Here is an 11,220-nt window from a genome sequence, read left to right on the forward strand (position 1 = left end):
GAATGGCTGCCATACATTTTTGAATGGATGGCGAAGATGCAGATCGAACCGGACTGGCAGTGGTACCGTTCCTTCCTCGGCGTGCTGGTGGAGGGCTCGCTGTCCGGCGCCGCCCGAGCATTGGGGCTGACGCAACCAACGGTGGGGCGCCACATCGAGGCGCTGGAGACGGCGCTCGGCCTGACGCTGTTCACCCGCTCGCACGACGGCTTCGCGCCCACGGAAGCGGCGCTGCAACTGGAACCGTATGCGCAATCGCTGGCCGCCACGGCCGCCGCGTTGCGCCGGGTGGCCAGCGGGCAGGGCGAAGGCGTGCGCGGCGCCGTGCGCATCACGGCCAGCGAAGTGATCGGCGTGGAAGTGCTGCCGCCCATCCTGGCCCGGCTGCGCGCCGACCATCCGGCGCTGACGATAGAGTTGAAGCTGTCGAACCGGCTCGACGACCTGCTGCTGCGCGAAGCCGACATCGCCGTGCGCATGGTGCGCCCGGCCCAGGAGGCGCTGGTGGCGCGCCGCATCGGTACGGTGGAACTGGGGCTGCACGCGCGGCGCGATTATCTGGACCGGCACGGCGTGCCGGCCAGCCTGGACGAGCTGGCTGCGCATAGCCTGATCGGCTACGACCACGAGACTGACTACCTGCGCCGGCTGCGCAAGCAGTTCCCCATCATGGCGCGCTCGCGCTTCGCCATGCGCACCGACAGCGACCTGGCGCAGCTGGCCGCGATCCGGGCCGGCTACGGCATTGGCGTGTGCCAGGCCGCGCTGGCGGCGCGCGACGGCCAGCTGGTGCGCCTGCTGCCCAAGGCCTTTGCCATCGAACTCGATACCTGGCTGGCCATGCATGAAGACCTGCGCGACAGCCCGCGCTGCGCGGTGACCTTTGCCGCGCTGGCCGAGGGGCTGTCGGCTTGCGTCGCAGGTCCATCAGGATCAGGTCCTCGTCGTCTCGTTCAGCGGAATTAGTCTTCGGGTGCCTTCGGCCGCCCTCGTCATGGCCCGCAGGTCGCCAATAATCATGACGCCGATTGGTGAATTTCATAATTGCGGCACCCCCGCCCCGCGGGCAGAATCGTTCCGGTCCGTGCATACAGCGCGCTTACTTTACCTTTTATCTGCCTACCGGGATGACGATGAAAAAACTCTCTGCCGCCGCCTTGCTCCCCACCGATGCGCACGACGCCGTCCTCGTCGGACGCATCTGGCGCGGCGGCCCGGTGCAGGGCCCCTGCGTGGTCGCGGTACGCGGCGGCGAGGTGTTCGACATCACGGCAGCGGTGCCCACCATGTCCGATCTGCTCGACAGCCCGGACCCGCTGGCGCTGGCCCGCCACGCCCCCGGTGAGGCGCTCGGCCCGGTGCTGGCGCTGCTCGACGATGCCCTGGCGGCGCAGCCTGAACCCGGCGCGTCACGCTTGCTGGCGCCTTGCGATCTGCAGGCGATCAAGGCTTGCGGCGTGACATTTGCCGTCAGCCTGCTCGAACGCGTCATCGAGGAACAGGCCGGCGGCGATGCGGCCCGCGCCGCCGCGTTGCGCGCCGCCCTGCAGCAGACGCTGGGAGCGGACCTGTCGGCGCTGCGCCCCGGTTCGGACGCCGCGCTGCAATTGAAGCGCGAACTGCAGCGGCGCGGCGCCTGGTCGCAGTACATGGAAGTGGGCATAGGCGTGGACGCCGAAGTGTTCACCAAGTCGCAGCCGATGTCGGCGGTGGGTTGTGGCGCCGACGTCGGCCTGCATCCGGATTCGCAATGGAACAATCCGGAGCCGGAAATCGTGCTGGCAGTGAGCAGCGCCGGCCGCGTGCTGGGCGCCACGCTGGGCAACGACGTCAACCTGCGCGACATCGAGGGCCGCAGCGCGCTGTTGCTCGGCAAGGCCAAGGACAACAACGGTTCCTGCGCGATCGGCCCCTTCATCCGCCTGTTCGACGATACCTTCACGCTCGACACCATACGTGCCGCCGAAGTGAGCCTGGTGATCGAAGGCGCCGACGACGATTTCCGTCTCGAGGGCGCCAGCTTCATGCGCGAGATCAGCCGCGATCCGCTCGACCTGGTGCGCCAGGTTATGGGGCGCCATCATCAATATCCGGATGGTTTTATGCTCTTCCTCGGCACCATGTTCTCGCCGATCCAGGACCGCGCCGCCAGCGGCGCCGGTTTCACCCACCACCTTGGCGACCGGGTCACCATCGCCACTGCGTCGCTGGGCGCACTGGTCAACCATGTGCAGCGCAGCGACGCCATCGCGCCATGGACCGATGGCGTTCGTGCGCTGTACGGCAGCCTGGCGCGGCGCGGCCTGGCGCTCTCCGTTTGCCAGTAACGGGGCAAATAAGCCGGCAAATACGCCAGCAAATACGCCAGCAAATACGTCCGCAAAAGTGCCGACACAAGAGCCAGCACAAAAGCCAGCACAAATACCAGCACAAATACCAGCACATCACCTGTCACGAAAGAGAGCAATGATTTACGCTAGTTACCCCAGCCTGGCGCGCAAGCGCGTCGTCATTACCGGTGGCGGCACCGGTATCGGTTCGGCCATCGTCGAAGCCTTCGTCGCGCAGGGCGCCGAGGTGGTCTTCCTCGACATCGCCGACGCGCCCTCGCGCGCGTTGGCCTCCCGCCTGGCCGATGCCGCCTGCGCGCCGCGTTTCTTGCACTGCAACCTGATGGACCTCGACGAGCTGGCCGCCACCTTCGCCGCCATCGAACGCGACGTCGGCACTATCGATGTGTTGATCAACAACGCCGCCAACGACGACCGCCACCAGATCGCCGACGTCACGCCGGCCTATTGGGACGAGCGCATGGCCGTCAACCTGCGCCACCAGTTCTTTTGCGCGCAGGCCGTGGCGCCGGGCATGCAGCGGGCCGGCGGTGGCGCCATCCTGAACCTGGGCTCGATCTCCTGGCACCTGGCGCAAGCGCGGCTGGCGCTGTACATGACGGCCAAAGCCGGCATCGAGGGCCTCACCCACGGCCTGGCGCGCGACCTGGGCGTACACAACATCCGCGTCAACTGCATCATCCCGGGCGCGGTGCGCACGCCGCGCCAGACCGAGTTGTGGCACACACCGGAAGCCGAGCAGCTGATCCTGGCCGGCCAGTGCCTGCCGCAGCGGGTCGAACCGGAAGACGTGGCGGCGCTGGCGCTGTTTCTCGCCTCGGACAATGCCGCCCGCTGCACCGGCCGCAATTACTTCGTCGATGCCGGCTGGTACGGCGCATAGAGGACAGCGATGATGCAGGACAAAGACCAAACGACGCACGCCGGCCAGGACGGCAACCGGACCACGGCCACCGGCCCGGCCGCGCCGCGGCGCTACCGCTCACAGGACTGGTTCGACAATCCCGAGCATATCGACCTGACGGCGCTGTACCTGGAACGGTTCATGAACTACGGCGTCACGGCGGCGGAGCTGCGTTCGGGCCGGCCCGTCATCGGCATCGCCCAGAGCGGCAGCGACCTCAGTCCCTGCAACCGCATCCATCTGGAGCTGGCTAAACGGGTGCGCGACGGCATCCGCGACGCGGGCGGCATTCCGATGGAATTCCCGCTCCATCCCATCTTCGAGAACTGCCGCCGTCCGACGGCCGCGCTGGACCGCAACCTGTCCTATCTCGGCCTGGTCGAGATCCTGCACGGCTATCCGATCGACGCCGTGGTGCTCACCACCGGCTGCGACAAGACCACCCCGGCCCAACTGATGGCCGCCGCCACGGTCGACATTCCCGCCATCGTGCTGTCGGGTGGCCCCATGCTCGACGGCTGGCTCGATGGTGAACTGGTCGGCTCCGGCGCCGCGATCTGGAAGGGCCGGCGCCAGATGGCGGCCGGCGAGATCGACGGCGAAAAATTCCTGGACATCGCGGCCGCTTCGGCGCCGTCGGCCGGCCACTGCAACACCATGGGCACGGCCTCCACCATGAACGCGCTGGCCGAGGTGCTGGGCATGTCGCTGACCGGCTGCGCCGCGATCCCTGCGCCTTACCGCGAACGGGGCCAGATCGCCTACGAGACAGGACGGCGCATCGTCGAAATGGCGCGCTGCGACCTGCGCCCGTCGGCGATCCTGACGCGCGACGCCTTCCTCGACGCCATCGTCGTCAACGCCGCCATCGGCGGCTCCACCAACGCCCAGCCGCATCTGATGGCGATGGCCCGCCACGCCGGCGTGGCGCTGCATGCGGACGACTGGATGGAATACGGCTACCACGTGCCGCTGCTGCTGAACATGCAGCCGGCCGGCAAATACCTGGGCGAGCGCTTCCACCGCGCCGGCGGCGTGCCGGCCGTGATGTGGGAGCTGCTGCAGGCCGGCCGCCTGCGCGCCGAGCGGCCCACCGTCACCGGCCGGACCATGGCCGCCAACCTGGCCGGCCGCGAAAGCGGCGACCGCGACATGGTGCGCCACTACGCGGCGCCGTTGCAGGAACGGGCCGGCTTCCTGGCGCTGCACGGCAACCTGTTCGATTTCGCCATCATGAAGACCAGCGTCATCTCCGGCCAGTTCCGGGCCCGTTATCTGAGTACGCCGGGCAGCGAGGGGGTGTTCGAGGCGCGCGCCGTGGTGTTCGAAGGTTCGGCCGACTACCACGCCCGCATCAACGATCCGGCGCTCGCCATCGATGAAAACTGCATCCTCGTGATGCGCGGCGCCGGCCCGCTCGGCTGGCCCGGCTCGGCCGAGGTGGTCAACATGCAGCCGCCGGACGCGCTGGTGAAACGCGGCGTGATGAACCTGCCGACGCTGGGCGACGGCCGCCAGTCCGGCACCTCGGACAGCCCGTCGATCCTGAACGCTTCGCCCGAGAGTGCCGCCGGCGGCGGCCTGGCTTACCTGCGCAGCGGCGACATCATCCGCGTCGACCTGAACCGGGGCCGCTGCGACATGCTGGTCGACGAGGCCGAACTGGCCCGCCGCCGCAGCGAGCCGGCGCCGCCGGTGCCGCCGAGCCAGACGCCGTGGCAGGAGATCTACCGCGCCACGGTCGGCCAGCTGGAAAGCGGCGCCTGTCTTGAACTGGCCTTGCAGTACCGCGCGGTGGGGCAGCACCTGCCGCGCCATAACCATTGAGCTTACGCACCCGTTTTTCGCTTTACCCGCAGCACCCGTAGTCAATAAAAACCTCCAGGAGACAAGCAATGAACAAGTTATTGAGCACCGCCATCATGTCCGCCATGACCGTCCTGATGGCCTGCGCCAGCGGCGGCGCCAGCGCCGACGCCAAGAATCCCAAGATCGGCTTTTCGATCGACGACCTGCGCGTCGAGCGCTGGACGCGCGACCGCGATTTCTTCATCGCCTCGGCCGAGAAGCTGGGCGCCAAGGTGTATGTGCAGTCGGCCGACGCCAGCGAGCAGCGCCAGATTTCGCAGATCGAGAACCTGATCTCGCGCGGCGTGGACGTGCTGGTGATCGTGCCCTTCAACGCCACGGTGCTCAACAACACCGTCAAGGAAGCGAAGAAGGCCGGCATCAAGGTGCTGTCGTACGACCGCCTGATCCTGAATGCCGACATCGATGCCTACATCTCCTTCGACAATGAAAAGGTCGGCGAAATGCAGGCCGAGGGCGTGACGAAGGTCCAGCCGAAAGGCAATTACTACCTGCTGGGCGGTGCGCCGACCGACAACAACGCCAAGATGCTGCGCGAAGGCCAGATGAAGGTGCTGAAGCCCTTTATCGACAAGGGCGACATCAAGATCGTCGGCCAGCAGTGGGTCAAGGACTGGAGCGCCACGGAGGCGCTGTCCATCGTCGAGAACGCGCTCACGGCCAACAATAACAAGATCGACGCCATCGTTGCCTCCAACGACGGCACGGCCGGCGGCGCGATCCAGGCACTGGCCGCGCAAAAGCTGAGCGGCAAGGTGCCCGTGTCGGGCCAGGATGCGGATCTGGCGGCGGTCAAGCGCGTCATCGCCGGCACCCAGGCGATGACGGTCTACAAACCGCTGAAGACCATCGCGTCGGAGGCGGCCAAGCTGGCCGTGCAACTGGCGCGCAGCGAAAAGCCGGGCTACAACTCGAGCTATGACAATGGCTTGAAGCAGGTCAGCACCGTGCTGCTCAAGCCTACGCCGCTGACCAAGGCCAACATCAACCTGCTGGTGGACGACGGCTTCTACACCAAGGCCCAGATCAGCGCCCAATAAGCGTCCGCGGCGCGCCGTTCCCCCTCGTCCGGATGGCCCGGCGGCGGCATAGTCGCGCCGCCGCGTCGCCGCGTCCACGTATTTCTACGAGAGTCAGCATGTCCGATTATTTGCTCGAAATGAAGGGCATCGTCAAGCAGTTTGGCGGCGTCCGCGCGCTCAACGGGATCGACATCCAGGTCCGGCCCGGCGAGTGCATCGGCTTGTGCGGCGAGAACGGCGCCGGCAAGTCGACCCTGATGAAAGTGCTGTCCGGCGTCTACCCGCACGGCAGCTGGGACGGCGAGATCCTGTGGCGCGGCCAGCCGCTGCGCGCGCAATCGATCCGCGACACCGAGGCGGCCGGCATCGTCATCATCCACCAGGAGCTGATGCTGGTGCCGCAGTTGTCCGTGGCCGAAAACATTTTTATGGGCCGCGAACTGACGCTGCCGGGCGGCCGCATGGATTATCCGGCCATGTACCGCCGCGCCGACGAACTGCTGCGCGAATTGAAGATCCCCGACATGAATGTGGCGCTGCCGGTGATGCACTACGGCGGCGGCCACCAGCAGCTGGTCGAAATCGCCAAGGCGCTCAACAAGGACGCCAGGCTGCTGATCCTGGACGAACCCTCGTCGTCGCTAACGGCGTCCGAGATCGCCGTGCTGCTGGAATTGATCGCGGCGCTCAAGGCCAAGGGCGTGACCTGCATCTACATCTCGCACAAGCTCGACGAGGTGGCGGCCATTTGCGACACCATCGTCGTCATCCGCGACGGCCAGCATATCGCCACCACGCCGATGCGCGAGATGAACGTGGAGCGCATCATCGCCCAGATGGTCGGGCGTGAAATGAGCCAGATGTATCCGCCGGCGCGCCACACGCCGGGCGAGCTGCTGTTCGAGGCGCGCAACGTGACCTGCTACGACGTGGACAATCCGCGCCGCAAGCGGGTGGACGACGTGTCGTTCTCGCTGCGCCGCGGCGAGATCCTGGGCGTGGCCGGCCTGGTGGGGGCCGGCCGCACCGAACTGGTGTCGGCGCTGTTCGGCGCCTATCCGGGGCGCTGCGAGGCGCAGGTGTGGCTGGACGGGCGCCAGATCGACAGCAGCACGCCCATGAAGGCGATCCGCGCCGGCCTGGCGCTGGTGCCGGAAGACCGCAAGCAGCACGGCATCGTGGCCGATCTCGACGTCGGCCAGAACATCACGCTGGCGGTGCTGGGGCGCTTTGCCCGCGCCACCCGGATCGATGCCAACGCCGAGGGCGGCGCCGTGCGCGAGCAGATCGCGCAGCTGGGGCTGAAGACGGCCAGTCCCGCCTTGCCGATCACCAGCCTGTCGGGCGGCAACCAGCAAAAGGCCGTGCTGGCCAAGATGCTGTTGACGCGGCCGCGGGTGCTGATCCTCGACGAGCCCACGCGCGGGGTCGACGTGGGCGCCAAGTACGAAATCTACAAGCTGATGCTGGAACTGGCGGCGCAAGGGGTGGCCATCATCATGGTCTCGTCCGAGCTGGCCGAGGTGCTGGGCGTGTCGGACCGCGTGCTGGTGATGGGCGAGGGCCGCCTGCGGGGCGATTTCATCAATCAGGACTTAACGCAGGAAATGGTGCTGGCCGCCGCGCTGGACCAGGCGCCCGGCAACGACCAAATGGGAACGGTGGCATGAAAAACAACAACATCAAACAATTGTTCAGCCAGTACAAGATGCTGGCGCTGGGGATCGCCATCGCGCTGATCTGGGCCTTCTTTTACACCAGGACGGAGGGCGGATTCGTCTCGCCGCGCAACCTGTCCAACCTGCTGCGGCAAATGTCGGTCACCGGCATCCTGGCCTGCGGCATGGTGCTGGTGATTATCGCCGGCGAGATCGACCTGTCGGTCGGCTCCCTGCTGGGGCTGCTGGGCGGCGTGGCCGCCGTGCTCGACGTCAGCCAGCATTTGCCGCTGGCCTTGAACCTGGTGCTGGTGCTGGCCTGCGGCTTGTTGTTGGGCCTGTTCAACGGCTACCTGACGGCCTACCGCGGCATCCCCTCGTTCATCGTCGGCCTGGGCGGCATGCTGACCTACCGCGGCGTGCTGCTGGGCGTGACGGGCGGCATCACGGTGGCGCCCGTCTCTAACGGCCTGGTGCAACTGGGCCAGGCCTATCTGCCGGCAGCGGCGGGCGTTGCGCTGGGTTGGGCCCTGTTCGCGCTGGCCGGCGTGCTGGCGTGGCACCAGCGCGCCGGGCGCGCCCTGCACGGGCTGGCGCAGCCGCCGCTGTGGCGCGACGCGGCCCGCGTGCTGTTGACGGGCGCGCTGCTGTTCGTCTTCGTGCGCACCCTCAACGGTTACGAAGGCATACCGCTGCCGGTGCTGCTGTTGCTGGCGCTGCTGGGCGGCTTTACCTACATGACGACGCAGACCGTGTTCGGCCGCCGCATTTACGCCGTCGGCAGCAATATGGAGGCGACCCGCCTGTCGGGTATCGACGTGCGCGCAGTCAAGCTGTGGATCTTCGGCATCATGGGGCTGATGTGCGCGCTGGCCGGCTTGATCAATACCGGCCGGCTGGCGGCCGGTTCGCCGTCGGCCGGCACCTTCAGCGAACTCGATGCCATCGCCGCCTGCTTCATCGGCGGCACCTCGATGCGGGGCGGCGCCGGCACCGTGTATGGCGCCCTGATCGGCGCCCTCGTCATGGCCAGCCTGGATAACGGCATGTCGATGCTGGACGTCGATACTTACTGGCAGATGATCGTCAAAGGCAGTATTCTCACGATCGCGGTATGGGTCGACGTCAGTACCAGGACGGCCCGCCGCTGACCTGCCGCCAGGCCGCCACCGGGAGAGACGCTGATGAAGATGCCCACCGCGCACACGATCGCCTTGCTGTTTAACGGCAACAAGATCTATGACCGCGAAATTATCGCCGGCATCGCTGCCTATTTGAACAGCACGCGCGTGTCGTGGGACTTGTACCTGGAGGAGGATTTCCGCTGCCGCCTGCCGGGCATCGAACGTTGGCGCGGCGACGGCATCATCGCCGACTTCGACGACCCGGCCGTGTGCGCGGCGCTCGAACGCACGGCGCTGCCGGTGGTGGCCGTGGGCGGCTCCTACCAGGACGAGGCGGACTATCCGGCGCGGGTGCCCTATGTGGCGACCGACAACTTCAAACTGATCAAGCTGGCCTACGAGCACCTGATCGAGGCGGGGCTGAGCCGCTTTGCCTGCTTCAGCCTGCCCGAGGCGGCCGTCAACCGCTGGGCCCAGCAGCGCGAACAAGCGTTTTGCGCCCTGATGCGGCGCGACCGCATCGCCCCGCTGGTGTACCGCGGCGTGAGCACCAGCGCGCCGTCGTGGGACGAGGCGGTCGAGGGCCAGATCGCGTGGCTGCACAGCCTGCCCAAGCCGATCGGCATCATCGCCGTCAGCGACGCGCGGGCGCGCCAGCTGATGCAGGCCTGCATGCGGGCCGGCATCGCCGTGCCCGAGCAGGTGGCCGTAATCGGCATCGACAACGACCCGATGGCGCGCATGCTGACCCGCATCCCGCTCAGTTCCGTGATCCAGGGCACCCACGAAATGGGGCGCACGGCCGCCCACCTGCTGCACCAGATGCTGAACGGCGCGCGGCTGGACGGCACCCGCATCCTGGTGCCCCCGGCCGGCCTCAACGTGCTGGCCTCCAGCAACCACCAGCCTTGCCAGCACCCGCACGTGATGCAGGCGCGCCACTTCATCCGCCAGTACGCCTGCCAGGGCATCAAGACCGGGCAGGTGGCCGATTACGTGGGCGTGTCGCGCTCCTCGCTGGAGTCGCATTTTCGCCAGGAGCTGGGGCGCAGCGTGCACGATGAAATCCTGCACTTCAAGCTCGACGCGGCCAAGGCCATGCTGGCACACGAAGGCGGTAACATCGCCGACATCGCCGTCCGCTGCGGCTTCACCACGGTGCAATACCTGCACGCCGTATTCAAGCGCGAGCTCGGATGCACGCCGCGCGAATACCAGGAGCGCGCCGCCGCCGCGCTCGTCCAGACTTCCCTTGTCCCCTCCGCCTGAAGAACGCCCATGACCATCTCCCCCGACCTGTACACCTTGCGCAATGCGGCCGGCATGCGCGTGACCATCAGCGCGCTGGGCGGCACCTTGCGTTCCTGGCACGCGCCCGACCGCTACGGCAAGGTGGCCGATGTCTTGTTGGGCTTCCCGGACGAGCAGGGCTACGCGGCCAACGCGCCCTATTTCGGTGCGCTGCTGGGGCGCTGCGCCAACCGCATCGCCGGCGCCGCCTTCACGCTCGACGGCGAACTGTATCCGCTCGACCGCAACGACGGCGACCATCACCTGCACGGCGGCCGGGTGGGGCTGCACCTGGCGCACTGGCAGGCGGAGCCGGACGACGGCGGCCTGCTGCTGCGCCACCTGTCGCCGGACGGTGCGGGCGGCTACCCGGGCAACCTCGACGTGCAGGTGGGCTACCGGCTGGACGACGACGGCAGCCTGCGTATCGACTACACGGCCCGTACGGATGCGCCGACCCCGGTCAGCCTCACGTCGCACGGCTACTTCAACCTGAACGGCGGCGTGGCGGGCATCGGCGACCATTTGCTACGCATCGCCGCCGACCACTATCTGCCCGTCGACGGCGGGCTCATTCCGCTTGGCCAGCCGGCATCCGTGGCCGGCAGCGCCTTCGACTTCCGCCACGCGGCACCCATAGGCGCGCGGCTGGACTGGCCGGAGCCGCAGCTGGCGCAATACCGCGGTTTCGACCATTGCTATTGCCTGGAACCGGGCGGCGGCTTGCGCGAGGTGGCCTGGGTGTACGACCCGGCGTCGGGACGCGAACTGACGGTCAGCACTACCGAGTCGGGCCTGCAGTTCTACAGCGGGAATTTCCTGGCCGGCGTGCCGGGCAAGGCGGGGCGGCCGTACGCTATCCATGACGGCTTCTGCCTGGAAGCGCATGCCTATCCGAACCAGATCAACGGACCGGCCATGCAGGCGGTGGTGCTGCGGCCCGGCCAGCAGTACCGGCAAACGACGGTGTACCGGCTGGGCGTGCAGGCGGGAGGCTGAGCG

General features: G+C 67.6%; 9 protein-coding genes. All 9 read left to right on the forward strand.

What is annotated here, in order from left to right:
• The first annotated feature begins 36 nt into the window (after positions 1–36).
• The 9 genes from AC3WOS_RS10435 (at position 37) to AC3WOS_RS10475 (ending at position 11,217) form a co-directional block, all read left to right on the forward strand.
• The gene (locus AC3WOS_RS10435) at positions 37–966 is read left to right on the forward strand and encodes a LysR family transcriptional regulator (RefSeq protein ID WP_492715864.1); all 930 of its coding nucleotides are present in this window, start codon (positions 37–39) and stop codon (positions 964–966) included.
• Positions 967–1,133: 167 nt separating this feature from the next.
• Positions 1,134–2,327: a fumarylacetoacetate hydrolase family protein gene (locus tag AC3WOS_RS10440; protein WP_492715865.1), complete on the forward strand. Its 1,194-nt coding sequence runs from the start codon at positions 1,134–1,136 to the stop codon at positions 2,325–2,327.
• A 139-nt stretch (positions 2,328–2,466) separates the two neighbouring features.
• Positions 2,467–3,234, forward strand: coding sequence for a D-xylose 1-dehydrogenase (xylB, locus tag AC3WOS_RS10445; RefSeq protein WP_492715866.1), 768 nt, complete (start codon positions 2,467–2,469; stop codon positions 3,232–3,234).
• 12 nt (positions 3,235–3,246) lie between these two features.
• The gene (locus AC3WOS_RS10450) at positions 3,247–5,082 is read left to right on the forward strand and encodes an IlvD/Edd family dehydratase (RefSeq protein WP_492715867.1); all 1,836 of its coding nucleotides are present in this window, start codon (positions 3,247–3,249) and stop codon (positions 5,080–5,082) included.
• Between the two features lie 104 nt (positions 5,083–5,186).
• Positions 5,187–6,164, forward strand: coding sequence for a D-xylose ABC transporter substrate-binding protein (gene xylF, locus AC3WOS_RS10455; protein WP_492715907.1), 978 nt, complete (start codon positions 5,187–5,189; stop codon positions 6,162–6,164).
• 98 nt (positions 6,165–6,262) lie between these two features.
• On the forward strand, positions 6,263–7,816 hold the full coding sequence (xylG, locus tag AC3WOS_RS10460) for a D-xylose ABC transporter ATP-binding protein (RefSeq protein WP_492715868.1): 1,554 nt from the start codon (positions 6,263–6,265) through the stop codon (positions 7,814–7,816).
• A complete protein-coding gene (locus AC3WOS_RS10465) occupies positions 7,813–8,955 on the forward strand; it encodes a sugar ABC transporter permease (protein ID WP_492715869.1) in 1,143 nt (380 codons plus the stop codon). Before xylG ends, AC3WOS_RS10465 begins: the two co-directional genes overlap by 4 nt.
• Before the next feature lie 33 nt (positions 8,956–8,988).
• The gene (locus AC3WOS_RS10470) at positions 8,989–10,197 is read left to right on the forward strand and encodes a XylR family transcriptional regulator (RefSeq protein ID WP_492715870.1); all 1,209 of its coding nucleotides are present in this window, start codon (positions 8,989–8,991) and stop codon (positions 10,195–10,197) included.
• Between the two features lie 9 nt (positions 10,198–10,206).
• Positions 10,207–11,217, forward strand: a complete 1,011-nt coding sequence (locus AC3WOS_RS10475; RefSeq protein WP_492715871.1) for an aldose epimerase family protein — start codon at positions 10,207–10,209, stop codon at positions 11,215–11,217.
• Positions 11,218–11,220 lie beyond the last annotated feature (3 nt).

The sequence above is a fragment of the Rugamonas sp. FW305-51 genome (genome assembly GCF_058786935.1).

Bases quoted from the DNA above. Each gene is read 5' to 3' on its own strand.
- AC3WOS_RS10435 (WP_492715864.1), top strand. From the start codon at position 37: ATGCAGATCGAACCGGACTGGCAGTGGTACCGTTCCTTCCTCGGCGTG.
- AC3WOS_RS10440 (WP_492715865.1), top strand. From the start codon at position 1,134: ATGAAAAAACTCTCTGCCGCCGCCTTGCTCCCCACCGATGCGCACGAC.
- xylB (WP_492715866.1), top strand. From the start codon at position 2,467: ATGATTTACGCTAGTTACCCCAGCCTGGCGCGCAAGCGCGTCGTCATT.
- AC3WOS_RS10450 (WP_492715867.1), top strand. From the start codon at position 3,247: ATGCAGGACAAAGACCAAACGACGCACGCCGGCCAGGACGGCAACCGG.
- xylF (WP_492715907.1), top strand. From the start codon at position 5,187: ATGACCGTCCTGATGGCCTGCGCCAGCGGCGGCGCCAGCGCCGACGCC.
- xylG (WP_492715868.1), top strand. From the start codon at position 6,263: ATGTCCGATTATTTGCTCGAAATGAAGGGCATCGTCAAGCAGTTTGGC.
- AC3WOS_RS10465 (WP_492715869.1), top strand. From the start codon at position 7,813: ATGAAAAACAACAACATCAAACAATTGTTCAGCCAGTACAAGATGCTG.
- AC3WOS_RS10470 (WP_492715870.1), top strand. From the start codon at position 8,989: ATGAAGATGCCCACCGCGCACACGATCGCCTTGCTGTTTAACGGCAAC.
- AC3WOS_RS10475 (WP_492715871.1), top strand. From the start codon at position 10,207: ATGACCATCTCCCCCGACCTGTACACCTTGCGCAATGCGGCCGGCATG.